This window comes from Pseudomonas fulva NBRC 16637 = DSM 17717, assembly GCF_000730565.1.
Classification (GTDB): Bacteria; Pseudomonadota; Gammaproteobacteria; order Pseudomonadales; family Pseudomonadaceae; genus Aquipseudomonas; species Aquipseudomonas fulva.
In genome coordinates this window covers 19,845-44,846 of record NZ_BBIQ01000001.1, presented here as the reverse complement: position 1 = coordinate 44,846, position 25,002 = coordinate 19,845, and the positions used below count along the sequence as shown (strand labels likewise).

Here is a 25,002-nt window from a genome sequence, read left to right as displayed (position 1 = left end):
CGCCCCTTGCGGAGCGCCGGGATTACAGTTTCTTGGCTTTCTCGATCGCTTCGTCGATGCTGCCGACCATGTAGAACGCTTGTTCTGGCAGGTGGTCGTAGTCACCTTTGAGGATGCCGCTGAAGCCAGCGATGGTGTCTTTCAGGGAAACGTACTTGCCTGGCGAACCGGTGAAGACCTCGGCCACGAAGAACGGCTGCGACAGGAAGCGCTGGATCTTACGAGCGCGCGCTACCAGTTGCTTGTCGGTCTCGGACAGTTCGTCCATACCCAGGATCGCAATGATGTCTTTCAGCTCTTTGTAGCGCTGCAGAACATACTGAACCTGACGGGCAGTTTCGTAGTGCTCGGTACCGATCACGTTCGGGTCCAGCTGGCGCGAAGTCGAGTCCAGTGGGTCGACCGCTGGGTAGATACCCAGGGAGGCGATGTCACGGGACAGAACGACGGTGGCGTCCAAGTGGGCGAAGGTGGTCGCTGGCGACGGGTCGGTCAAGTCATCCGCAGGCACGTAAACGGCCTGGATGGAGGTGATCGAACCTTCCTTGGTCGAAGTGATACGCTCTTGCAGAACGCCCATCTCTTCGGCCAGGGTCGGCTGGTAACCTACTGCCGAAGGCATACGGCCCAGCAGTGCGGATACTTCGGTACCGGCCAGGGTGTAACGATAGATGTTGTCGACGAACAGCAGAACGTCGTTACCTTCGTCACGGAATTTCTCAGCCATGGTCAGGCCAGTCAGCGCAACGCGCAGACGGTTTCCTGGTGGCTCGTTCATCTGACCGTAGACCAGCGCTACTTTGTCGAGAACGTTGGAGTCCTTCATCTCGTGGTAGAAGTCGTTACCCTCACGAGTACGCTCACCCACACCGGCGAACACGGAATAACCGCTGTGCTCGATGGCGATGTTACGGATCAGCTCCATCATGTTCACGGTCTTGCCGACACCGGCACCACCGAACAGACCGACTTTACCACCCTTGGCGAACGGGCAAACCAGGTCGATAACCTTGATGCCGGTTTCCAGCAGGTCGTTGCCGCCTGCCTGGTCAGCGAACGAAGGCGCCTTCTGGTGGATACCACGACGCTCTTCTTCACCGATCGGGCCGGCTTCGTCGATTGGGTTACCCAGGACGTCCATGATGCGGCCCAGGGTAGCCTTGCCGACAGGAACGGAGATGGCCGCGCCGGTATCGACGACGTCCAGACCGCGCTTCAGACCTTCGGTCGAGCCCATCGCAATGGTACGAACCACGCCGTCGCCCAGCTGCTGCTGAACTTCCAGGGTGGTTTCCGCGCCTTGTACTTTCAGCGCGTTGTAAACACTCGGCACGACGTCACGTGGGAATTCCACGTCGATGACGGCGCCGATGATTTGAACGATACGTCCGCTACTCATAGCTGGATCCTCTGAATTTTTGAACCGTTAAACCGCGGCAGCGCCGCCGACGATTTCCGAGATCTCCTGGGTGATCGCAGCCTGACGCGCCTTGTTGTAGATCAGCTGGAGTTCGCTGATCAGGTCACCGGCGTTGTCTGTGGCGTTCTTCATGGCGATCATCCGGGCTGCTTGTTCAGCAGCATTGTTCTCGACCACCGCCTGGTACACCTGCGACTCCACGTAACGCACCATCAAGCCGTCCAGCAGCTCTTTTGCGTCGGGTTCGTACAGGTAGTCCCAGTGATGCTTGAGTTCCTGATCCGGGGTTGCCACCAACGGTACCAATTGCTCGACCGTCGGCTTTTGGGTCATGGTGTTGATGAACTTGTTCGAAACCACCGAAAGGCGATCGATACGACCATCGAGGTAGGCGTCCAGCATGACCTTGACGGAGCCGATCAAGTCATTGATCGATGGCTCTTCGCCCAGGTGGCTGATCGCGGCTACTACGTTGCCGCCAAAGATACGGAAGAAAGTCGCACCCTTGCTGCCGATCACGCACAGGTCGATTTCCACGCCCTGTTCGCGGTTTTCGTTCATGTCCTTGACCAAGGCCTTGAACAGGTTGGTATTCAAGCCACCGCACAGACCACGGTCACTGCTCACCACGATATAACCGGCGCGCTTTACAGGGCGCTCGATCATGAACGGGTGGCGGTATTCCGGGTTGGCGTTGGCCAGATGACCGATCACCTGGCGGATACGCTCCGCATAAGGACGGCTAGCAGCCATGCGCTGTTGTGCCTTGCGCATTTTGCTGACCGCCACTTTTTCCATGGCGCTGGTAATTTTTTGCGTGCTTTTGATGCTCGCAATCTTACTGCGAATCTCTTTTGCGCCTGCCATGTATCACCTATCAGGTTAGCAAGCGGGGGCCTGGGCCCCCGCTGCGGCTTACCAGGTCTGGGTGGCCTTGAACTTCTCGATACCGGCTTTCATGCCTGCGTCGATTTCGTCGTTGAAGTCACCCTTCACGTTGATCTTCGCCATCAGTTCGGCGTGATCACGGTGGAAGAAGGCGATCAGTGCTTGCTCGAAGCTGCCGACCTTGGAGACTTCTACGTCGGTCAGGAAGCCACGCTCAGCGGCGTACAGCGACAGGGCCATGTCCGCGATGGACATCGGCGCGTACTGCTTCTGCTTCATCAGCTCGGTAACGCGCTGACCATGCTCCAGCTGCTTGCGGGTCGCTTCGTCCAGATCGGACGCGAACTGGGCGAATGCCGCCAGTTCACGGTACTGAGCCAGTGCGGTACGAATACCCCCGGACAGCTTCTTGATGATCTTGGTCTGAGCGGCACCACCTACACGCGATACCGAAACACCGGCGTTCACTGCAGGGCGGATGCCCGAGTTGAACATGGCCGATTCCAGGAAGATCTGACCGTCAGTGATGGAAATCACGTTGGTCGGAACGAACGCCGAAACGTCGCCAGCCTGGGTTTCGATGATCGGCAGAGCGGTCAGGGAACCGGTCTTGCCAGTGACTGCGCCATTGGTGAACTTCTCGACGTATTCTTCCGAAACGCGCGATGCACGCTCCAGCAGACGGGAGTGGAGATAGAACACGTCGCCTGGGTACGCTTCACGTCCTGGTGGACGACGCAGCAGCAGGGAGATCTGACGGTACGCAACAGCCTGCTTGGACAGGTCATCGTAGACGATCAGGGCGTCTTCACCGCGGTCACGGAAGTACTCGCCCATGGTGCAGCCGGAGTACGGCGCCAGGAACTGCAGTGCAGCCGATTCCGAGGCGCTGGCGGCAACAACGATGGTGTTGGCCAGGGCACCGGCTTCTTCGAGCTTGCGCACGACGTTGGCGATGGTCGACTGCTTCTGGCCAACGGCCACGTATACGCAGAAGATACCGCTGTTTTTCTGGTTGATGATCGCATCGACCGCCATGGCAGTCTTACCGATCTGACGGTCACCAATGATCAGCTCACGCTGACCACGGCCAACCGGGATCATGGCGTCGACCGACTTGTAGCCAGTCTGTACAGGCTGGTCTACCGACTTACGCCAGATCACGCCTGGAGCAACTTTCTCGACCGCGTCGGTCTCGGTGTTGTTCAGCGGACCTTTGCCGTCGATCGGGTTACCCAGTGCGTCCACGACGCGACCCAGCAGTTCCTTACCAACCGGAACTTCCAGGATGCGACCGGTGCACTTGGCGCTCATGCCCTCGGCGAGGGAGGTGTACGCACCCAGTACCACCGCACCTACGGAGTCTTGCTCCAGGTTCAGTGCCATACCGTATACGCCGCCCGGGAACTCGATCATTTCGCCGTACATAGCGTCGGCCAGACCGTGGATCCGTACGATACCGTCGGAAACGCTTACGACGGTACCTTCGTTACGGGCTTGGGAGCCGACATCGAGCTTCTCGATGCGACCCTTGATGATTTCACTAATTTCGGAAGGATTGAGTTGCTGCATTGCTCTGCTGCCCCTTCAAACTCAAGATTTCAATGCTTCGGCCAGTTTCGCGATTTTGCCGCGAACAGAGCCATCGATTACCAGGTCGCCGGCGCGGATGACGACGCCGCCGATCAGGCTGGCATCCTCCGACGCGTGCAGGCGCACTTCCCGGCTGAGCCGTGCACTGAGAACCTTGGCGAGTTTGTCTTGCTGTTCTTGGTTCAACGCAAAAGCACTGGTGACTTCCACGTCCACGGATTTCTCTTGTTCTGCCTTGTACAGGTCGAACAGAGCGGCAATCTCCGGCAGAAGCAGGAGACGGTCGTTTTCCGCGGCAACATGAATGAAATTCTGTGCCGATGCATCGAACTTGTCACCGCAAACGTCAATGAATGCGGCGGCCTTTTCTGCGCTTGTCAGTCGCGGGGCCTTGAGCAGGCGCTGCATGGTGTCGTCTTCGGACACTGCAGCAGCCAGGCCGAGCATGGCTGACCAATTGGCCAGTTGCTGATGGGCCTGGGCATGCTCAAAGGCAGCCTTAGCGTAAGGTCGGGCCAACGTGGTCAGTTCTGCCATGATCGCCCTCGCTTAAATTTCAGCGGCCAGTTTGTTAACCAGCTCTGCATGCGCGTTTTGATCGATTGTGGCGCCAAGGATCTTTTCAGCACCGCCAACAGCCAGGGCACCCACTTGGGCACGCAGGGCGTCTTTGACGCTGTTCAGTTCCTGTTCGATCTCGGCCTGAGCCTGAGCCTTCACACGGTCAGCTTCGACACGAGCCTGTTCACGGGCTTCGTCTACAAGCTGAGCAGCGCGTTTCTTGCTTTGCTCAATGATTTCAGCTGCCTGTGCCTTTGCTTCACGCAGTTGCTGACCCACTTTTTCTTGGGCCAGCTCCAGGTCGCGAGCTGCGCGGTTGGCAGCGTCCAAGCCGTCTGCAATCTTCTTCTGACGCTCTTGCAGAGCAGTGATGACCGGAGGCCATACGTACTTCATGCAGAAGAGTACAAAAATCAGAAAAGCAACGGATTGGCCAATCAGGGTTGCATTAATGTTCACGCCAACACCTCGCTCGGTCTTTGTCCATCACACCAATCAACTCGTCGAAACGAGTGATTAGCCGGCGATTTGACCAACGAAGGGATTCGCGAAGGTGAAGAACAGAGCGATACCAACACCGATCATGGTGACGGCGTCGAGCAGACCGGCAACGATGAACATTTTGACCTGCAGCATCGGAACCATCTCAGGCTGACGAGCAGCGCCTTCCAGGAATTTGCCGCCCAGCAGGCCGAAACCAATGGCGGTACCCAGAGCACCCAGGCCGATCAGCAGAGCAACAGCGATAGCGGTCAGACCAACTACAGTTTCCATCTTTCCTCCCGACTTTTACGTCGTATTGGTTAGGTTTTTTAGTTTGAAGCGGTAAAACGAATCGTTTGGTACAGCATGCCCTTGCGGACTTTTTAAGCCCTCCCCCCAAACGAGCGGGGAAGGCTATCAGACACGCCAGGCGGTCTTAATGGTTATCTTCGTGAGCCATCGACAGGTAGACGATGGTAAGCATCATGAAGATGAAGGCTTGCAGGGTGATGATCAGGATGTGGAACACAGCCCACGCCCATTGCAGCACGATACCCAGGCCGCTGAGCCACAGGATGCCGGCGCCGAACATCACGGCAATCAGGATGAACACCAGTTCGCCGGCGTACATGTTGCCGAACAGACGCAGTGCCAGCGAGATCGGCTTGGCGATCAGGGTCACGAATTCCAGCAGGAAGTTGACCGGGATCAGCAGGATCTGCAGGAAGATGTTCTTGCTGCCGAACGGGTGCAGGGTCAGCTCACCGATGAAGCCACCCAGGCCCTTGACCTTGATGCTGTAGAAGATGATCAGCGCAAACACGCAGAAAGCCATGGCCAGGGTCGCGTTCGGGTCGGTGGTCGACACGGCGCGGAACGGAATGTGCGGATCACCCGAGATCAGGATGGCCAGCTGAGGAATCCAGTCGACCGGTACCAGGTCGATGGCGTTCATCAGGAATACCCAGACGAAGATGGTCAGCGCCAGCGGCGCGATCACCGGGCTACGGCCGTGGAAGGAGTCCTTCACGCTGCCGTTGACGAAGTCCACCAGCACTTCGACGAAGTTCTGCAGGCCGCTCGGTTGACCGGAAGTCGCCTTCTTGGCCGCCATGCGGAAGATGAACAGGAAGATCAGACCCAGTGCGACGGACCAACCCAGGGTATCCACGTGGAATGCCCAGAAGCCCATAGCCTTGGCTTCTGCAGCCGAATGGGCGAAGCCCCAGCTGCCGTCTGGTAGTTGACCGTAAGTCAGGTTCTGCAAGTGGTGCTGGATATAGCCCGAAGCGGTTTCTGCTGCCATGGTTGCCTCAAACGCCCTAAGGTCTCGAAAGTCTTTTATTCATCAGCAGGGGCGCGAACCAGCTGACCAAAAGGGTCAACACGAAGACGCCGAATACTGCCAGCGGCGCCAGTGGCTTCACTCCTGCGAAGGTCAGTGCGAAGAGCACTGCCGTCAAAATCATCTTGCCTGCCTCGCCAGCGTAGAACGACTTGACGATGGCCTGCGCCGCCCGAGCTCCGCTAAAGCGAAAAGCCTTCCAGGCGAAATAAACATTGGGCAGCCAGGCAATCAGGCCTCCGCAGAGCCCTGAATATCCGCTGACCGTCCCAGCCAACTGCCACAACACCAAGGTTGCCAGCAGCAGCACGACGAATTGCGTCAGCAATACCGGAAAAACCGCCCAGCGATGGAAAGGCAACCGGTTTGGCGTGCGGATTTCCATCACAACTGCTCCCCGTGAATCGGCCCGCCAGTCAGCGATGACTTGGCATAATTTGTGCCGACAAAATGCGCGCAGAGTATAGGGGTGGATTAACCCCTATTCAACTATTCGTAGTGATTTCCGATTGCGCGCTACAACAGGAATTGTTTCAGCGAATGTGTGCGAGTACGCCCTGCAACTCATCGAGCGAGTTGTAGCGAATGACCAGTTGGCCCTTGCCTTTGGTGCCGTGGCGAATCTGTACAGCCGAGCCCAAACGCTCTGCAAGCCGCTGTTCCAGGCGTGCAATGTCCGGATCAGGTTTACCGGGTTCTACCGGATCAGGCTTGTCGCTCAGCCACTGGCGCACCAGTGCCTCGGTCTGACGTACGGTCAGCCCACGTGCGACAACATGACGCGCCCCTTCCTCCTGGCGATTCTCCTCCAGGCCTAGCAAAGCCCGTGCGTGACCCATTTCCAGGTCTCCATGGGCGAGCATGGTCTTGATCGCCTCCGGCAACGTGATCAACCGCAACAGGTTGGCCACGGTCACCCGTGACTTGCCTACCGCATCGGCCACTTGCTGCTGGGTCAGCTCGAACTCCTGCTGCAACCGCTGCAAGGCCAGCGCCTCTTCCAGAGGGTTCAAGTCCTCGCGCTGGATGTTCTCGATAAGGGCCATGGCAATGGCCGCTTCGTCAGGGACCTCGCGGACCATGGCCGGAATGGTGTCCAGCCCAGCTTGCTGAGTCGCGCGCCAGCGCCGCTCACCGGCGATGATCTCATAGCGCTCATCGCCAACCGGCCGCACCACGATCGGTTGCATCACGCCATGGCTGCGGATCGAGTGTGCCAGTTCTTCGAGCGCCTGCGGGTCCATGTCGCGACGCGGCTGGTACTTGCCCCGTTGAATCAGCTCGACGGGCAGGTGCTGAAGCTCCTTCAGGTCGATCTTTACAGCCTGCTCTTCGAGCGCGCTTACGGTTGGACCGCTGAGCAGCGCATCCAACCCACGTCCGAGACCCCGTTTCTTGACGGCCATGCGGATTCCTTAAGTTGCTTGTGCAGTGCGGGACTGGCGGCGTTGACGACGGACCAATTCTCCCGCCAGGGCGAGGTAGGCCTGTGCGCCGCGCGATTGCTTGTCGTAGGCCAATGCCGGCATACCGAAGCTGGGTGCTTCGGCCAGGCGGATGTTTCGAGGAATGACGGTGTCGTACAACTGCGAACCGAAGTGCTCCTTGAGCTGCGCCGATACATCGTTGTTCAGGCTCAGCCGCGGATCATACATGGTTCGCAGCAACCCCTCGATCTTGAGCGCGGGGTTCAACTTGGCGGCAATGCGCTTGATGTTGTCCACAAGGTCGCTCAGCCCTTCCAGCGCGTAGTACTCGCACTGCATGGGAATGATCACGCCATCGGAAGCCACCAGGGCATTGAGCGTCAGCATCGACAGTGAAGGCGGGCAGTCGATGAGGATGAAATCGTAATTGTCGCGAATGGGCGCCAGCGCATTGCGCAGGCGGCTTTCCTTGACCTGCATCTCCAGCAGCACCACTTCGGCAGCGGTCAGGTCCCGGTTGGCCGGCAACAGCTGGAACCCGCCATGCTCGGAATAGTGCATGGCCTGGGCCAGGTCACACTCTCCGATAAGCAGGTCGTACACAGAGTGCTCGAGCTCGTGCTTGTCCACGCCGCTGCCCATGGTGGCATTGCCCTGCGGATCGAGGTCGATCAGCAGCACACGGCGCTTGGTCGCCACCAGCGAGGCAGCGAGATTGATACAGGTGGTGGTCTTGCCCACACCACCTTTCTGGTTCGCGATTGCGAATACCTTAGCCATTGATGCGTCTGTTCCCAATCAAGCCTTGCGGCGCAGTATCAGCAGATGACGTTGGCCCTGGCAACCCGGAACGGTCAGGGCCTGCTCGCTTTCCACTGTGAAGTCTGCGGGCAATGCTACCAGTTCATCGGCAGGATGCAGCCCCTTCATTGCAAGCCACTGCGTCCCGGTGTCGCCCAGGTGGCGGGTCCAGTTGGTGAAATTCTCCATGCTGCTGAAAGCGCGGGAGATGATGCCGTCGAACGGCTGGGCCGGCGTGTACCCCTCGACCCTGCTGTGGATAACCGTGAGATTGTCCAGCTTGAGTTCCATTTTCACCTGGGTCAGAAAGCGCGTCTTCTTGCCGTTGGCATCCAGCACGGTGATTCGTTTTTCGGGATGCAGGATAGCCATGGGCACACCGGGCATGCCTCCGCCGCTGCCAACATCCAGCCAGTTGCTGCGCTCGCTGTGGATAAACGGCATCACGCTGAGGCTGTCGAGCAGGTGACGCGAAACCATTTCGTCCGGATCCCGGACGGCGGTGAGGTTGTAGGCCTTGTTCCATTTGATCAACAGGGCCAGGTAGCCCAGCAGTTTTTCATGGTGTTCAAGGCTCAGGGGCACCCCCAACTGGCGGGCACCTGTGGACAACTCTTCGGCATGTTGCGAGGTAACCAGGGAACTCAAACGCTTTGCTCCAGCTCGCGGCCTGCGCCGCGTTTTTTCAGGTGAATGAGCAACAGGGAAATGGCCGCCGGCGTAACGCCCGGAATGCGCGAGGCCTGCCCCAGGGTTTCGGGACGGGTCTGGCTGAGTTTCCCCTGAATTTCCTTGGACAGCCCCGAAATCGTGGCGTACTCGATATCCACAGGCAGGCGCGTGTCCTCGCTGGCTCGCAGGCGGGCAATTTCGTCCTGTTGACGGTCGATGTAGCCCGCATATTTGGTACGAATCTCGACCTGCTCGGCAACCTGTGGGTCGATCGACTCGCCGCCGGTAGCCGCCATAAGCCCTGCGTAGTCGATTTCAGGCCGCGCCAACAGGTTCAGCAGGCTGTACTCGTGGCTCAGTGGCGTACCGAACTTGTCCACAACGGCTTGGCCTAGCTCGGTGTTGGGTCTTATCCAGGTCGATTTCAGCCGCTGCTCTTCTTTTTCGATTCCGTCGCGCTTGGTGCAGAAGGCGTCCCAGCGCTCGTCGTCGATCAACCCCAGCGCTCGCCCTTTTTCAGTCAGACGCAGGTCAGCGTTGTCCTCGCGCAGGATCAACCGGTATTCGGCACGGGATGTGAACATCCGATACGGTTCTTGAGTACCCAAGGTGATCAGGTCATCGACCAGCACGCCGATATAGGCTTCATCGCGCCGCGGGCACCAGGTCTCGCGCCCCTGGGCGCGCAGTGCGGCGTTGGTCCCGGCCAACAGGCCTTGCGCACCGGCTTCTTCGTAACCGGTGGTGCCGTTGATCTGGCCAGCGAAGAAAAGCCCACCAATGACTTTGGTTTCAAGGCTGTACTTCAGGTCACGCGGATCGAAGTAGTCATATTCGATGGCATAGCCTGGGCGCACGATATGCGCGTTTTCCATGCCGCGGATCGAGCGCACCAGCTCCAGCTGCACATCGAAGGGCAGCGACGTGGAGATGCCGTTGGGGTAGAGCTCATGGGTGGTCAGGCCTTCAGGCTCGATGAATACCTGATGGCTTTCCTTGTCCGCAAAGCGGTGGATCTTGTCTTCGATCGACGGGCAGTAACGTGGCCCTACCCCTTCGATGACGCCCGAGTACATGGGCGAGCGGTCAAGGTTCGAAGCGATGATGTCATGTGTGCGGGCGTTGGTGTGAGTGATGTAGCAGCTCACCTGGCGCGGGTGCATGCCGGCATTGCCCATGAACGACATCACCGGGATGGGCGTGTCGCCGGGCTGCTCGGTCATGACCGAGAAATCAACGGAGCGGCCGTCGATGCGAGGCGGCGTACCTGTCTTCAGACGGCCAACGCGTAGCGGCAATTCACGCATGCGATGCGCCAACGCGATGGAAGGCGGATCACCTGCGCGTCCACCCGAGTGGTTCTGCATGCCGATATGGATCAAACCGCCCAGGAAGGTGCCGGTGGTGAGCACGACAGAGTTTGCAAAGAACCGCAGCCCCATCTGGGTGACCACGCCTTTGACTTCATCCTGTTCAACGATCAGGTCGTCACACGATTGCTGAAATATCCACAGGTTGGGCTGGTTTTCCAACATCTCACGCACCACCGCCTTGTAGATGGCGCGGTCAGCCTGCGCACGCGTGGCGCGAACGGCTGGGCCTTTGCGGTTGTTCAACACGCGAAACTGAATACCACTCTTGTCGGTGGCCAGCGCCATGGCGCCGCCCAAGGCATCGATTTCCTTGACCAGATGGCTCTTGCCGATGCCACCAATGGCAGGGTTGCAACTCATGTGCCCGAGGGTTTCCACGTTGTGGGTCAGCAGCAGGGTTTTGACACCCATGCGTGCAGACGCAAGCGCAGCCTCGGTACCGGCATGGCCGCCGCCGATGACGATCACTTCAAAACGGGAAGGGAAATCCACCACGCACCTCGTGCCTGTTGTGCAAATAGAAAAGGTAAGCCGACAAGTATAGGGACATCACCCCCCTCAATGAAACCGTCTGAGCAAATTTTGATCAGGCTGTGGATGAATGGCATACAACAGAAATCAAGAAGAGAGATTTATAAAAGCTTTGTTTTTATGTTTATTCTTATGCACATTACTATCTGTGGATAACGCTCTGAAGGCCATGTAGCACGTGCTGTACAGAGATCCTGAACCCTGTGGCTTACCCCCTCTGAGCGCTTGGGATAACGAGGAATAGCCTGTGGATTAAAGTGATGGTTACCCACAGGGCCATTTATCCTCAAGAAAAAGTGCCGCTTATCAACGGAGCTTAGCGAGGGTTTTCCACAGGGCTTAGCGGGTGCCGTTCTTAGGCTATGCCTTGCTGGAGGCTTTGTTCGGGCCAAAAAAAACCGCCTCAAAGAGGCGGTTGGCTGATGTGGGACCTGGCTTGTCTGTTACTTGCCGATGCAAAAACTCGAGAAAATCCGTCCCAACAAGTCATCGGAACTGAAGGCTCCGGTGATTTCCCCAAGCACCTGTTGTGCCTGCCGCAGGTCCTCTGCCAGTAACTCACCTGCACCGGCAAGGGTCAGCTGCGCACGGCCATGCTCCAGGTGCTCACTGGCCTGGCGCAAGGCATCCAGATGCCGTCTACGGGCGCTGAAACCACTTTCGGCGGTCTGTTCATAGCCCATGCAGGCCTTGAGATGGTCGCGCAACAGCTGCAGCCCTCCCCCCTCTCCTTTGGCGCTCAGCGTGATGGTGGCTTGTCCATCTTCGCCCTGGTGCAGCGCGACAGGCTCCCCGCTCAGATCCGCTTTGTTGCGTATGAGGGTTACCCGTGCCGGATCCGGGCGCTGGTCCAGAAACTCGGGCCACAGGGAGAAGGGATCGCCGGCTTCAGGGGCCGTGGAGTCCACAACCAGCAATATCCGGTCTGCCTCACTTATCGCTCGTAGCGCGCGCTCCACACCGATCTTTTCCACATGATCATCTGTCGAACGTAGCCCGGCTGTGTCCACCACGTGAAGCGGCATACCGTCGATGTGGATATGTTCGCGCAGGGTATCCCGGGTCGTGCCGGCGATATCCGTCACGATCGCCGCTTCACGTCCCGCCAGCTGGTTGAGCAGGCTCGACTTGCCTGCATTGGGCCGCCCAGCGATGACCACTGTCATGCCATCGCGCAGCAATGCACCTTGGCCTGCCTCACGCAGTACTGTGGATAAATGATCCCTTACGGCATCGAGCATCGACAGCACATGGCCATCGGCTAGAAAGTCGATTTCCTCCTCGGGAAAATCAATGGCGGCCTCAACGTAGATGCGCAGCGCGATCAACGCTTCGGTAAGGCTGTGGACATGTCTTGAGAATTCGCCCTGCAGCGATCGCAGTGCGTTTCGCGCTGCCTGGCTGGAGCTGGCTTCGATCAAGTCGGCGATGGCCTCAGCTTGAGCCAGGTCGAGCTTGTCATTGAGAAATGCCCGCTCGCTGAACTCACCCGGCCTGGCCAGGCGACAACCCAGTTGTACACAGCGCTGTAGCAGCATATCCAGAACGACGGGGCCGCCATGGCCTTGCAGCTCGAGTACATCTTCACCGGTGAATGAGTGGGGCCCCGGAAAGAACAGCGCGATACCTTCATCCAGTACCACCCCCTCCTCGTCTCGGAACGGCCCGTAATGAGCATGACGCGGTTGCAGGCTGCGACCGGTTATCCACTGGCCCGCCTTGGCAGCCAGTGGCCCTGACAACCTTACGATGCCTACACCGCCGCGGCCTTGGGCAGTAGCGATGGCGGCAATGGTTTCACGCACAGTATTCATGCTGGGGAAGCCTCTACGACAAAAACGACAGATAGCAAAAACGCCCCACGAAGGGGCGTTTTATTCACAAGCTAGCGTAGCAGCCCGTCAGGCAGCCGCTTTCTTGTTGGCAGCCTCGATGCTGCGCGTGATGTACCACTGCTGCGTGATGGACAGGCAGTTGTTCACAACCCAGTACAGCACCAGACCTGCTGGGAACCACAGGAAGAAGAAGGTGAAGATGATCGGCATCATTTTCATCACCTTGGCCTGCATCGGATCCGGCGGGGTCGGGTTCAGGCGCTGCTGAATGAACATGGTGGCGCCCATGATGATCGGCAGGATGAAGAACGGATCCTTGATCGACAGGTCGGTAATCCACAGCATCCAAGGTGCCTGACGCATCTCGACGCTTTCCAGCAGTACCCAGTAAAGGGCCAGGAATACTGGCATCTGAACCAGGATCGGCAAGCAACCGCCCAGCGGGTTGATCTTCTCTTTCTTGTACAGCTCCATCATCGCCTGGGACATCTTCTGGCGATCATCGCCGAAGCGTTCCTTGAGCGCTGCGAGCTTGGGCGAGACCGCACGCATACGTGCCATGGAACGGTAGCTGGCAGCGGACAGCGGGAAGAACAGGCCCTTGATGAGCATGGTCAGCACGATGATCGACCAGCCCCAGTTACCCAGCAGGCTGTGGATATGTTGCAGAAGCCAGAAGATCGGCTGGGCGATGAACCACAAGAAGCCGTAGTCGACGGTCAGTTCCAGGCCTGGGGACAACTCCTTGAGCTTGGACTGGATCTTGGGACCGGCATACAGCATGGCGCTGGTTTCAGCCTTGCCCCCAGCAGGCACGCTGATAGCCGGGCCGGTGTAGCCGATGATGTAATTACCCTGGCTGTCCTTGCGGGTTTGCACCACGTTGTTGTCGGACTTGGCCGGGATCCATGCGGTCACGAAGTAGTGCTGAAGCCATGCTACCCAGCCGCCGGACACATTTTCTTTCAAACTACCTTTGTCGATGTCCTTCATCGAGACCTTTTTGTAAGGCTCCGAAGGTGTCCACAAGGCCGCACCCAAGTAGGTCGCGGTACCCGTGGCAGTGCTCGACGATGGATCGGAACTGGCATCGCGCTTGAGCTGGGCGAACATGTTGCCGCTCCAAGCCTGGCTGCTCTGGTTGTCGATCAGGTAGCTGACGTTCAGGTCATATTCGCCGCGCTTGAAGCTGAAGCGCTTGATGTAGTTGACCCCGTTGTCGCTGAACTTCAGGTCCACCACCAACTGGTCCTGACCATCGGCCAACTGATAACGCTTCTGATCGGCAGCGTAGAGGGGGCGACCGGTCGAGCGGGCATCTGGACCGTTGGCACCAGTCAAGCCGCTTTGCGCGAGATAGACGCGCTCCCCACCGTTGTCGAACAGTTGGAACGGAATGTCCGGATGGTCCTGACGGCGTGGATACTGCGGCAGGTTCAACTGGACGACGTCACCACCTACCGGATCGATAGCCAGGTCCAGCACATCGGTCTTGACCCGGATCAGGTCCTTGCTGACAGCCACGGGTGCCTGATCGGCGGTGTGGGTTTCAGCAGTGGCGCTTGGCACATCGGCGCTGGCACCCGCACCGGAATCACCGGCAGGTACGCCATCGGGCAAACCAGGGTTGGTCGTGCTGGCAGCAGTATTCTGAGTCGGCAGGGCAGCCTGGCCGTAGTCCTGGTTCCATTTAAGGACCATGACGTAGGACACGATTGCCAGGGCGACGATCAGGATCGTGCGTTTAATATCCATGATTACTCGGCTATCGAAGAAGTTCGGGAGGAAGGAGCGGGTGGAACGGGGTCGAAACCGCCGTCGTTCCACGGATGACAACGCCCCAGGCGACGAACGGCTAGCCATCCACCACGCCAGAGGCCGTGGTTTTCGATGGCTTCGTAGGCGTAACAAGAGCAACTGGGGTAGAAACGGCAGTGGCTGGCCATCAGAGGACTAATGGCATAACGGTAAAACTGGATCGGAACGAGTGCCAGTTTACGCATCTTGGCTGCTTACCCCTGCGCGATCGGCGGAGACTGCTGGTGCCGGTCGGCTACGCGCCAGGCGCTTCCAGAGTTTGCCGAAGTGTTGGTGCAATTCCGGGTTTTCTATCTCACCCAATCCCTTGCGCGCGACGATCACGATATCCAATCCGGCAAGTGAATGCTGGTTCAGACGAAAGGAATCGCGCATCAAGCGCTTGAGGCGGTTGCGTTGAACGGCGAGCTTGACGCTTTTCTTGCCAATCACCAGGCCAAGGCGCGGGTGATCCAGACCGTTCTCGCGAGCAAGGATCAGCAGGTTTTTCCCTGGAACCTTGCCGGTTGGGGAGTCGAAGACCGCTTTGAAATGCCGGGGTGTAAGCAGTCGCTTTTCCCGACTGAAGTCCTGACTCACCACCTGTGCCGAAAAATCAAATGGCCAGACGCTTACGGCCTTTGGCACGACGACGCGACAGAACAGCGCGGCCGTTCTTAGTAGCCATACGGGCACGGAAACCGTGAGTGCGCGCGCGCTTGATGGTGCTTGGTTGGAAAGTACGTTTCATGGCGTGTTACCTGGGTTTGTCGACGACGGGCCGGGATGGCCCCCTTTTAAGAGACCGGCGATTCTAGAGAAAGCAAGCCCATAGGTCAATTTCCAACCAACCTTTCCTTTAGGTGTGGGATGAACGGGCGTAAGGATTGGCTAGCGGCACTGACACCTCCATGAGGCTGGGCAGGACACCACTGCTCAACATGAAAAATAAGAAAGACATATAAAAAACTTCTCTAAAGATCTTAATACTCTTAAGTGGATAACTTTCTGTGGATAACGTGCTGAAGGCCTCATAGCCAGGGCTTCGCAGCATTTTTAAACCCTGTTCGGAAGCCGTGCTGCAACTGTTCTAGAGCTGAATTTAAGCTGTGCATAAAAGGGCTATTTATACACAGGCAGGTTATGCACAGCTCGATTCACTGGGTTGTGCATAGCCCTCATGGCTAGTTATCCACAGAGTTTATGCACAGCGTATAAGTGGTGTTTCGGTCATTAAATGACAGTTCTGCCATGCATGCCGGTGTGTCCGCATGTGGATAACTGAGCGCGTGCCCGGTACAATGGCCGTTTGTTTCAGCCTTCGTGGCTTTCAAGCTCAGGGGATATCCGTGTCAGTGGAACTTTGGCAGCAGTGCGTGGAGCTTCTGCGCGATGAACTGCCTGCCCAGCAATTCAACACCTGGATCCGTCCGTTACAGGTCGAAGCCGAAGGCGACGAGTTGCGCGTCTATGCGCCTAACCGTTTCGTTCTCGATTGGGTCAATGAAAAGTACCTGGGGCGTTTGCTTGAGCTTTTGGGAGAAAAAGGCACGGGCATCGCCCCTGCGTTGTCGCTGCTGATCGGCAGCCGGCGCAGCTCTGCCCCCCGTGCGGCACCTAATGCCCCAGTGAGCGCGGCTGTGGCAGCCTCTCTGGTGCAAACGACGCCCAAGGCCCCCTCCATCACGCCGTCCGAGCCCGCTCCAGTGGCCTCGTCCGACCCCGCGCCTGCAAACGCCAACGACGTGGCCGAGCCTTCTTCGAGGGATAGCTTCGATGCCATGGCCGAACCTGCTCAGGCCCCCGCGGGTAGGACAGAGCAGCGGACGGTGCAGGTGGAAGGTGCTCTCAAGCACACCAGCTACCTGAACCGCACGTTCACGTTCGACACATTTGTAGAAGGCAAGTCGAACCAGCTGGCCCGTGCCGCCGCCTGGCAGGTTGCCGACAACCCCAAGCATGGTTATAACCCCCTGTTTCTCTATGGCGGTGTGGGCTTGGGTAAAACCCACCTCATGCATGCCGTGGGTAACCACCTGCTTAGAAAGAACCCGAATGCCAAGGTGGTGTACCTGCATTCCGAGCGCTTCGTCGCCGATATGGTCAAGGCACTTCAGCTCAATGCAATCAACGAGTTCAAGCGCTTCTACCGTTCGGTCGATGCGCTGCTCATCGATGACATTCAGTTCTTTGCGCGCAAGGAGCGTTCACAGGAAGAGTTTTTCCACACCTTCAACGCACTGCTCGAAGGTGGCCAGCAGGTGATCCTCACCTCCGATCGATATCCCAAGGAAATCGAAGGGCTCGAGGAACGTTTGAAATCGCGCTTTGGCTGGGGCCTCACGGTTGCCGTGGAGCCGCCGGAACTGGAAACGCGCGTCGCGATCCTGATGAAGAAGGCCGATCAGGCCAAGGTGGAACTGCCGCACGATGCGGCCTTCTTCATCGCTCAGCGTATTCGGTCGAACGTGCGTGAGCTGGAGGGCGCCCTGAAGCGCGTGATCGCCCATTCACACTTCATGGGGCGCGACATCACCATCGAGTTGATCCGCGAATCCCTGAAGGACCTTCTGGCACTGCAAGACAAGCTGGTGAGTGTGGATAACATCCAGCGTACGGTGGCCGAGTACTACAAGATCAAGATCTCCGATCTGTTGTCCAAACGCCGGTCCCGTTCGGTAGCTCGTCCACGTCAGGTGGCGATGGCGCTCTCCAAGGAGCTGACCAACCACAGCTTGCCAGAAATCGGCGACATGTTTGGTGGGCGCGACCACACGACCGTGCTGCATGCCTGCCGAAAGATCAATGAACTGAAAGAATCCGACGCGGATATCCGCGAGGACTACAAGAACCTGCTGCGCACGCTGACGACCTGAGGGCCGTCAGCGCAGCCATATGAAGGCAAGGGACTAGACCATGCATTTCACGATTCAACGCGAAGCCTTGCTCAAACCTCTGCAACTGGTGGCAGGTGTCGTCGAGCGCCGGCAGACGTTGCCGGTGCTTTCAAATGTTTTGCTGGTCGTTCAAGGCCAGCAACTGTCGCTGACCGGTACCGACCTTGAGGTTGAACTGGTGGGCCGCGTGCAACTGGAAGAACCTGCCGAGCCTGGCGAGATCACTGTCCCAGCACGCAAGCTGATGGACATCTGCAAAAGCCTGCCCAGTGACGTGCTGATCGACATCAAGCTCGATGAGCAAAAACTGCTGGTCAAGGCCGGGCGTAGCCGCTTCACACTGTCGACGTTGCCTGCCAATGATTTCCCGACCGTGGAAGAAGGGCCAGGCTCGCTCACGTGCAATCTGGAACAAAGCAAACTGCGTCGATTGATCGAACGCACCAGCTTCGCCATGGCCCAGCAAGACGTGCGTTACTACCTTAACGGCATGCTGCTGGAGGTGTCGCGCAATACCCTGCGTGCCGTTTCCACTGATGGCCACCGCCTGGCATTGTGCTCGATGAGTGCACCGATCGAACAGGACGACCGCCACCAGGTGATCGTGCCGCGCAAAGGTATTCTGGAGCTTGCTCGCTTGCTGACCGAGCCTGAAGGCATGGTCAGCATCGTTCTTGGGCAACACCATATCCGCGCAACGACGGGTGAGTTCACATTCACCTCCAAGCTCGTCGACGGTAAATTCCCTGATTACGAGCGTGTGCTGCCCAAAGGCGGTGACAAACTGGTGATTGGTGATCGCCAAGCTTTGCGCGAGGCGTTCAGCCGCACCGCGATCCTGTCCAACGAAAAGTACCGCGGGATTCGCTTGTTGCTCGCTGCCGGCCAGTTGAAGATCCAGGCCAACAACCCCGAGCAGGAAGAGGCTGAGGAAGAAATCAGCGTCGACTACGACGGTAGCTCGCTTGAGATCGGTTTCAACGTCAGCTACCTGCTGGATGTGCTGGGCGTCATGACCACTGAGCAGGTGCGCCTGATTTTGTCGGACTCCAACAGCAGTGCACTGCTGCAGGAGGCAGGCAATGACGACTCTTCGTACGTTGTCATGCCGATGCGGCTGTAAGCAAAGCAGGCCAAATGTCACTTAGGCGTATCATCGTCACCGGGGTGCGAAACCTGCACCCGGTGACGCTCTCCCCTTCCCCGCGTATCAACGTGCTCTTTGGCGATAACGGGAGCGGCAAGACAAGCCTTCTTGAAGCTGTTCATCTACTCGGTCTGGCTAGATCCTTTCGCAGCACTCGCTTGAACCCGGTAATCCAGTACGAGCAAGCCTCTTGTACGGTATTCGGGGAGGTGCTCCTTGCCGAAGGCGGTACCTGTAACCTTGGGGTGTCTCGCGAGCGGCAGGGTGATTTCACCATCAGGATCGATGGGCAGAATGCGCGTAGCGCTGCACAGCTTGCTGAATTGCTTCCATTACAGCTCATCAACCCAGACAGCTTTCGACTCCTCGAAGGCGCCCCGAAGATCAGGCGACAGTTTCTCGACTGGGGCGTGTTCCACGTGGAACCTCGCTTCATGCCCGCGTGGCAACGCCTGCAGAAGGCCCTCAGGCAGCGGAACTCATGGTTGCGGCATGGTACACTTGACCCAGCTTCGCAAGCCGCTTGGGACCGGGAGTTATGCCTGGCCAGCGCCGAAATAGATGAATACCGCCGCGAATACATCAAGGCCCTGAAGCCTGTATTCGAAAAGACTTTGAGTGAGTTGCTTGAGCTAGACGGTCTTACCCTGAGCTATTACCGAGGCTGGGACAAAGACCGGGAGCTGCAGGATGTGTTGGCTACTTCCCTCCTTCGTGACCAGCAGATGGGACACACGCAGGCGGGTCCGCAACGTGCAGATTTGCGACTTCGATTAGCTGCAAACAACGCAGCAGACATCCTGTCCCGCGGCCAGCAAAAACTGGTGGTATGCGCACTGCGGATAGCTCAAGGTCATTTGGTTGGCCAAGCACGACGCGGCCACTGCATTTATCTTGTGGACGATTTGCCGTCGGAACTCGATGAGCAACATCGCCGCGCACTATGTCGCTTGCTTGAAGAATTACGCTGCCAGGTATTCATCACCTGTGTAGATCATGAATTATTGAGGGAAGGCTGGCAGACGGAAACGCCGGTTGCTTTGTTCCACGTGGAACAAGGCCGTATCACCCAGACCCACGACCATCGGGAGTGAAGGCATGAGCGAAAATCAGACGTACGACTCCTCCAGCATCAAGGTGCTAAAAGGTTTGGATGCCGTGCGCAAGCGTCCCGGCATGTACATTGGCGACACCGATGATGGTAGCGGCCTGCACCACATGGTCTTCGAGGTGGTCGACAACTCCATCGACGAAGCCCTGGCCGGCCACTGCGACGACATCACAGTAATTATTCACCCTGATGAATCCATCAGCGTGCGTGACAACGGCCGTGGCATTCCGGTCGACGTGCATAAAGAAGAAGGTGTTTCGGCAGCAGAAGTCATCATGACTGTGCTGCACGCAGGCGGTAAGTTCGATGACAACTCCTACAAGGTATCCGGTGGATTGCACGGGGTAGGCGTTTCGGTCGTCAACGCGTTGTCCGAGCAACTGATACTGACGGTGCGTCGCAGCGGCAAGATCTGGGAACAGACGTACGTCCACGGTGTGCCTCAGGCGCCGATGGCCATCGTCGGTGAAAGTGAGACGACCGGTACTCACATTCACTTCAAGCCATCCGCAGAGACATTCAAGAATATTCACTTCAGCTGGGACATCCTGGCCAAGCGTATTCGTGAGCTGTCTTTCCTGAACTCGGGCGTCGGCATTCTGCTGAAAGACGAGCGCAGTGGTAAGGAAGAGTTCTTCAAGTACGAAGGCGGCCTGCGGGCATTCGTCGAATACCTGAATACCAACAAGACGCCGGTGAACGCCCAGGTGTTCCACTTCAGCGTACAGCGCGAAGACGGTGTGGGTGTAGAAGTTGCTCTCCAGTGGAACGACAGCTTCAACGAGAACCTGCTGTGCTTTACCAACAACATCCCGCAGCGCGATGGCGGTACGCACCTGGTGGGTTTCCGTTCGTCTTTGACGCGCAGCCTGAACAGCTACATCGAGCAGGAAGGCCTGGCTAAGAAGAACAAGGTTTCCACCACTGGGGACGACGCACGCGAAGGCCTGACTGCGATCATTTCGGTCAAGGTGCCCGACCCCAAGTTCAGCTCGCAGACTAAAGACAAGCTGGTATCGTCTGAGGTTAAAACCGCTGTCGAGCAGGAGATGAACAAGTACTTCTCTGACTTCCTGCTGGAGAACCCGAACGAAGCCAAGGCTGTCGTCGGCAAGATGATCGATGCTGCGCGCGCCCGTGAAGCTGCACGCAAAGCGCGTGAGATGACTCGCCGTAAAGGCGCACTGGATATTGCGGGCTTGCCAGGCAAGCTGGCTGACTGCCAGGAGAAGGACCCTGCCCTGTCTGAACTCTACCTGGTGGAGGGTGACTCTGCAGGCGGCTCTGCGAAACAGGGGCGTAACCGTCGGACCCAGGCCATCTTGCCACTCAAAGGCAAGATCCTGAACGTAGAGAAAGCTCGGTTCGACAAGATGATTTCGTCCCAGGAAGTCGGGACTTTGATCACCGCGCTGGGCTGCGGCATTGGCCGGGAAGAGTACAACATCGAAAAGCTGCGGTATCACAACATCATCATCATGACCGATGCTGACGTTGACGGTTCGCACATTCGTACGTTGCTGCTGACCTTCTTCTTCCGTCAGTTGCCAGAGCTGGTCGAGCGCGGCTACATCTACATTGCTCAGCCACCGTTGTACAAGGTCAAGCGCGGCAAGCAAGAGCAGTACATCAAGGACGATGAGGCCATGGAAGAGTACATGACCCAATCGGCCCTGGAAGACGCCAGCCTGCACCTGGACGAATCCGCGCCGCCGGTATCCGGCGTGCAACTGGAAGCCCTGGTCAACGAGTTCCGCGGTGTGATGAAGACCCTCAAGCGTCTGTCGCGCCTGTACCCGCAGGAGCTCACCGAGCATTTCATCTACCTGCCTGAAGTCACTCTCGAGCAGCTGGGTGATCATGCGGTGATGGAAGCCTGGAAGAACCAGTTGCATGAGCGCCTGAATTCGACCCAGAAATCGGGCCTGGTCTACAAGGCCAGCCTGCGTGAAGACAAGGAACGTAATGTGTGGCTGCCTGAGGTGGAAATCACCTCCCACGGGCTTGCCAGCTACATCACGTTCAACCGTGACTTCTTCGGCAGCAACGACTACCGCACCGTGGTCAACGTGGGTGCCAAGCTGTCCAGCCTGTTGGGTGAAGGCGCTTATGTGCAACGTGGTGAGCGTCGCAAGGCCATCGTCGAGTTCAAGGAAGGCTTGGACTGGTTGATGAACGAGACCACCAAGCGCCATACCATCCAGCGCTATAAAGGGCTGGGTGAGATGAACCCGGATCAGTTGTGGGAAACCACCATGGACCCAACTGTGCGCCGTATGCTGAAGGTCACCATCGAAGATGCAATCGCGGCTGACCAGATCTTCAACACCCTGATGGGTGACGCCGTTGAACCGCGCCGTGACTTTATCGAAAGCAATGCATTGTCGGTGTCCAACCTGGACTTCTGATCAGCCTTGACCGTTGCACGACCGGGCAGCTTCGAAATTCGAGCCTAACCGGTCATCATCAAGCCCGCGCTAGCGGGCTTTTTCATTTCCAATCTCCGGGTAGGCACGCTCACCCCGCATTAGCTCAAGGGTGTAATTCAGAACGGACTTGCAGTGGGTCATACGCCTCGACCTTGAGTGCTTCAAGTTTTAAAAGCAGCCAATCGCTGACATGATTCTGCAAGGGTGACGTGCGACGAGGGTAAGCAGTGGCCCAGATCGAGTTTGTGCGTAGGGGATCAATGGTCCTCGGCAATGCCCGCCGCTTTCAAACGCCGATACAACGTACGTTCGCTGATACCCAAGTGCTTGGCCAGCTCACTGCGCGACCCCCTGAACTGACTAAGCACCTGTAGGAGATCTGCTGGCCGACTTCCGTGGGCGCGCACTTGGGCAGGGAGCGACACCACGTCTTCGGGCAAGTGTTCTGGCTGAATGACGCCTTCATCGGCAAACAGCCGTGCCCGCTCCAGGATGTTGCGTAACTCGCGGATGTTCCCCGGAAACGGATACGTCATCAGTCGATCGAGAGCAGCATTACCGAGTGTGGGCGCGCTGGGCCCTGCGATTCTTTTCAGCAGGCTTTGGACCAGCAGAGGCAGATCCTCGATACGCTCGCGCAGTGCAGGCATCCGGATAGGGAACCCACTGATCCGGTAGTACAGGTCCTCCCTGAACGTGCCGTCGGCCACCATCTGCCTCAAGGGTTTATGGGTTGCCGACACCAGGCGGAAATCCGAATGCACGGTACGCAGGCTGCCAACAGGCCGGAAGCTGCCGGTTTCGATCAAGCGCAGCAGCTTGACCTGCATGGCCAAGGGCACTTCACCGATCTCGTCCAGGAACAGCGTGCCGCCGTGGGCAGCTTCTGCCAGGCCGGTCTTGCGCTGGTGAGCACCGGTGAATGCACCCTTCTCGTAACCGAACAGTTCGCTCTCGAAAAGCGCCTCCGTCAGGCTGGTGCAATCGACCACGACCAAGGGGCCATCGGCCTTGGGGCTGCCCATGTGCAACGCCCGCGCGAACAGTTCCTTGCCCGTGCCGGACTCACCCTGGAGCAGGACAGGGATGTCAGCCGGCGCCGCACGTTGCAAGCTGGCCAATGCCGCCGTGAATGCAGGTGCCTGGCCAACGAGCCCTTGCTCTTGCGGCTGGGCAGATGCGATGACGATAGGGGTGAGCCGTTCGACGAAAGCAATCACCCTGCCCTGCTCATCCAGGATCGGCCGAAGTTCGACATCCACATGTTCCGGTCCGCGAGGGGTGTGATGCACATGCAGCACGCGCTCGGGCACCTTGCTGGACCAGGCCTTGCGCATCGGGCAGTCCTCGCCGGCCTGGTCGCAGGGAACGTGGTAATGGTGTGAGACCTTGTGACATTTCTGCCCAAGCGGCGCCTGCTGGTCCTGACCGAACTGACGTCGATAAGCGGCGTTGGCGGCCAGAATGTTGTAGTCGGTGTCCAGCACGATGGCGGGCAGGACGTCGTGCTCCAGAAAAGACACCAAGGCAAGCACTGAGGGGTGAGGTTCGGACATGACGGCACCAGTCGGATAACGTGTTCGAGGGTAGCAAGGACTGCCAGCCGCTGCCATCGACTGACACCGCACTGCCACTCTTCACTGCCAACGAAGCGGCCATCTGCCCATGACCCGCCAATCCAGGGCCCCAGGCAGGCATCTGTGCGGTGGCATGTATCTTGATGGGGGGTAGATGTGGCGCCCCTGAACCGTGCAGCAAACGGGGCTAGCCGAATGGGAGACTTGAATGATCATTGGCAAAAACCTTCACGTGGAAGCGTTCTTCGACAGCGCCACCTCAACCATCAGCTATCTGGTCATGGATGGCGAAACGCGCGCTTGCGCCTTGATCGACAGCGTTCTGGATTACGACCCGAAGGCCGGGCGCGTGACGACGGCCTCTGCGGACTGCCTGATCGAACGTGTGAAAGCGCTTGGTGCTCAGGTGCAATGGATACTGGAAACCCATGTGCATGCAGATCACCTGTCCGCTGCTGCCTACCTCAAAGACACGCTGGGGGGGCGCATTGCAATTGGAGCTTGCATCACCCAGGTCCAGAAAGTTTTCGGTAGCTTGTTCAACGCTGAACCTGGCTTCGCCCGTGATGGTAGCCAGTTCGACGTGCTGTTCGACGATGAAGAAATGTTCCACATAGGCAATCTGCAGGCTAAAGCCCTGCATACCCCTGGGCATACGCCTGCCTGCATGAGCTATCTCATCGAGCATGAAGGCCAGGCGGCAGTCTTCGTCGGCGACACGTTGTTCATGCCGGACTACGGGACTGCGCGATGCGACTTCCCTGGTGCCGATGCCCGGACCCTGTACCGCTCGATTCATCGCCTCCTGGCGCTAGGGGATGGCACCCGGCTGTTCATGTGTCACGACTACCTGCCCGAAGGGCGCGAGCTGCGCTACATGACCACCGTGGCCGAGCAGCGCACTCAGAACATTCACATCCATGAAGGTATCGACGAAGACAGCTTCGTGGCCATGCGCGAAGCGCGTGATCGAACGTTGGACATGCCTGTCCTGATCCTGCCCGCCGTCCAGGTGAACATGCGCAGTGGCCAGTTCCCAGCCCCTGAGGCCAATGGGGTGCGCTACCTGAAGATTCCCCTCAATACGTTGTAGTCAGGCACATCCCATAATCAGA

The 25,002-nt window shown here is 58.1% G+C and carries 23 protein-coding genes; 5 read left to right on the top strand and 18 right to left on the bottom strand.

From position 1 onward, the window contains the following. Nucleotides 1-22: 22 nt before the first annotated feature. The 17 genes from atpD to rpmH all read right to left on the bottom strand — a co-directional run bounded on the left by atpD (nucleotide 23) and on the right by rpmH (nucleotide 15,477). Nucleotides 23-1,399 carry a F0F1 ATP synthase subunit beta gene (gene atpD, locus PFU01S_RS00200; protein WP_023532615.1) on the bottom strand — a complete coding sequence of 459 codons (1,377 nt, stop codon included), beginning with the start codon at nucleotides 1,397-1,399 and terminating at the stop codon, nucleotides 23-25. A 27-nt stretch (nucleotides 1,400-1,426) separates the two neighbouring features. Next, the gene (gene atpG, locus PFU01S_RS00195; RefSeq protein ID WP_023532742.1) at nucleotides 1,427-2,287 is read right to left on the bottom strand and encodes a F0F1 ATP synthase subunit gamma; all 861 of its coding nucleotides are present in this window, start codon (nucleotides 2,285-2,287) and stop codon (nucleotides 1,427-1,429) included. A gap of 48 nt (nucleotides 2,288-2,335) precedes the next feature. Next, nucleotides 2,336-3,880: a F0F1 ATP synthase subunit alpha gene (gene atpA / locus PFU01S_RS00190; RefSeq protein ID WP_023532736.1), complete on the bottom strand. Its 1,545-nt coding sequence runs from the start codon at nucleotides 3,878-3,880 to the stop codon at nucleotides 2,336-2,338. A 21-nt stretch (nucleotides 3,881-3,901) separates the two neighbouring features. Beyond that, nucleotides 3,902-4,438, bottom strand: a complete 537-nt coding sequence (locus PFU01S_RS00185; RefSeq protein ID WP_023532623.1) for a F0F1 ATP synthase subunit delta — start codon at nucleotides 4,436-4,438, stop codon at nucleotides 3,902-3,904. Nucleotides 4,439-4,450: 12 nt separating this feature from the next. Further along, nucleotides 4,451-4,921 (bottom strand): F0F1 ATP synthase subunit B, encoded by a 471-nt coding sequence (locus tag PFU01S_RS00180; protein ID WP_011536505.1) that lies wholly within the window; start codon nucleotides 4,919-4,921, stop codon nucleotides 4,451-4,453. A gap of 57 nt (nucleotides 4,922-4,978) precedes the next feature. Continuing rightward, the gene (gene atpE, locus PFU01S_RS00175; RefSeq protein ID WP_003097235.1) at nucleotides 4,979-5,236 is read right to left on the bottom strand and encodes a F0F1 ATP synthase subunit C; all 258 of its coding nucleotides are present in this window, start codon (nucleotides 5,234-5,236) and stop codon (nucleotides 4,979-4,981) included. A 145-nt stretch (nucleotides 5,237-5,381) separates the two neighbouring features. Beyond that, nucleotides 5,382-6,251: a F0F1 ATP synthase subunit A gene (atpB, locus tag PFU01S_RS00170; protein ID WP_023532311.1), complete on the bottom strand. Its 870-nt coding sequence runs from the start codon at nucleotides 6,249-6,251 to the stop codon at nucleotides 5,382-5,384. A gap of 16 nt (nucleotides 6,252-6,267) precedes the next feature. After that, complete coding sequence (locus PFU01S_RS00165; protein ID WP_023532288.1) at nucleotides 6,268-6,675, bottom strand: F0F1 ATP synthase subunit I; 408 nt, start codon at nucleotides 6,673-6,675, stop codon at nucleotides 6,268-6,270. 148 nt (nucleotides 6,676-6,823) lie between these two features. Further along, a complete protein-coding gene (locus PFU01S_RS00160) occupies nucleotides 6,824-7,696 on the bottom strand; it encodes a ParB/RepB/Spo0J family partition protein (RefSeq protein ID WP_027913312.1) in 873 nt (290 codons plus the stop codon). Nucleotides 7,697-7,705: 9 nt separating this feature from the next. Beyond that, on the bottom strand, nucleotides 7,706-8,497 hold the full coding sequence (locus PFU01S_RS00155; protein WP_023532809.1) for a ParA family protein: 792 nt from the start codon (nucleotides 8,495-8,497) through the stop codon (nucleotides 7,706-7,708). A gap of 18 nt (nucleotides 8,498-8,515) precedes the next feature. Continuing rightward, complete coding sequence (gene rsmG / locus PFU01S_RS00150) at nucleotides 8,516-9,166, bottom strand: 16S rRNA (guanine(527)-N(7))-methyltransferase RsmG (protein ID WP_027913310.1); 651 nt, start codon at nucleotides 9,164-9,166, stop codon at nucleotides 8,516-8,518. After that, the gene (mnmG, locus tag PFU01S_RS00145; protein WP_028686809.1) at nucleotides 9,163-11,055 is read right to left on the bottom strand and encodes a tRNA uridine-5-carboxymethylaminomethyl(34) synthesis enzyme MnmG; all 1,893 of its coding nucleotides are present in this window, start codon (nucleotides 11,053-11,055) and stop codon (nucleotides 9,163-9,165) included. Before mnmG ends, rsmG begins: the two co-directional genes overlap by 4 nt. Nucleotides 11,056-11,537: 482 nt before the next feature. Beyond that, nucleotides 11,538-12,908, bottom strand: coding sequence for a tRNA uridine-5-carboxymethylaminomethyl(34) synthesis GTPase MnmE (gene mnmE / locus PFU01S_RS00140; protein WP_028686810.1), 1,371 nt, complete (start codon nucleotides 12,906-12,908; stop codon nucleotides 11,538-11,540). 87 nt (nucleotides 12,909-12,995) lie between these two features. Then, entirely contained in the window at nucleotides 12,996-14,684 is a 1,689-nt protein-coding gene (yidC, locus tag PFU01S_RS00135; protein WP_028686811.1) for a membrane protein insertase YidC, read from the bottom strand. A gap of 2 nt (nucleotides 14,685-14,686) precedes the next feature. Next, the gene (yidD, locus tag PFU01S_RS21490) at nucleotides 14,687-14,932 is read right to left on the bottom strand and encodes a membrane protein insertion efficiency factor YidD (RefSeq protein WP_078477749.1); all 246 of its coding nucleotides are present in this window, start codon (nucleotides 14,930-14,932) and stop codon (nucleotides 14,687-14,689) included. Beyond that, entirely contained in the window at nucleotides 14,925-15,329 is a 405-nt protein-coding gene (rnpA, locus tag PFU01S_RS00130) for a ribonuclease P protein component (RefSeq protein ID WP_027913306.1), read from the bottom strand. Before rnpA ends, yidD begins: the two co-directional genes overlap by 8 nt. A 13-nt stretch (nucleotides 15,330-15,342) precedes the next feature. Continuing rightward, nucleotides 15,343-15,477 carry a 50S ribosomal protein L34 gene (gene rpmH, locus PFU01S_RS21485; protein WP_003253163.1) on the bottom strand — a complete coding sequence of 45 codons (135 nt, stop codon included), beginning with the start codon at nucleotides 15,475-15,477 and terminating at the stop codon, nucleotides 15,343-15,345. A gap of 598 nt (nucleotides 15,478-16,075) precedes the next feature. Here rpmH and dnaA point away from each other — a divergent pair. From dnaA to gyrB, 4 genes are read left to right on the top strand one after another with little or no spacing between them, the layout of a single operon-like run. After that, complete coding sequence (dnaA, locus tag PFU01S_RS00125) at nucleotides 16,076-17,602, top strand: chromosomal replication initiator protein DnaA (RefSeq protein ID WP_027913305.1); 1,527 nt, start codon at nucleotides 16,076-16,078, stop codon at nucleotides 17,600-17,602. A gap of 40 nt (nucleotides 17,603-17,642) precedes the next feature. Further along, entirely contained in the window at nucleotides 17,643-18,746 is a 1,104-nt protein-coding gene (dnaN, locus tag PFU01S_RS00120; RefSeq protein ID WP_023532585.1) for a DNA polymerase III subunit beta, read from the top strand. Nucleotides 18,747-18,760: 14 nt separating this feature from the next. After that, nucleotides 18,761-19,864 carry a DNA replication/repair protein RecF gene (gene recF, locus PFU01S_RS00115; protein ID WP_028686812.1) on the top strand — a complete coding sequence of 368 codons (1,104 nt, stop codon included), beginning with the start codon at nucleotides 18,761-18,763 and terminating at the stop codon, nucleotides 19,862-19,864. A gap of 4 nt (nucleotides 19,865-19,868) precedes the next feature. After that, nucleotides 19,869-22,289, top strand: coding sequence for a DNA topoisomerase (ATP-hydrolyzing) subunit B (gene gyrB, locus PFU01S_RS00110; protein WP_027913303.1), 2,421 nt, complete (start codon nucleotides 19,869-19,871; stop codon nucleotides 22,287-22,289). A 278-nt stretch (nucleotides 22,290-22,567) separates the two neighbouring features. On the opposite strand, the gene PFU01S_RS00105 is transcribed toward gyrB, so the two are convergent. Beyond that, complete coding sequence (locus PFU01S_RS00105) at nucleotides 22,568-23,866, bottom strand: sigma-54 interaction domain-containing protein (RefSeq protein ID WP_028686813.1); 1,299 nt, start codon at nucleotides 23,864-23,866, stop codon at nucleotides 22,568-22,570. 229 nt (nucleotides 23,867-24,095) lie between these two features. Between PFU01S_RS00105 and PFU01S_RS00100 the strand changes: the two genes are divergently transcribed. Beyond that, a complete protein-coding gene (locus tag PFU01S_RS00100; RefSeq protein WP_028686814.1) occupies nucleotides 24,096-24,980 on the top strand; it encodes an MBL fold metallo-hydrolase in 885 nt (294 codons plus the stop codon). Nucleotides 24,981-25,002: the final 22 nt, after the last annotated feature.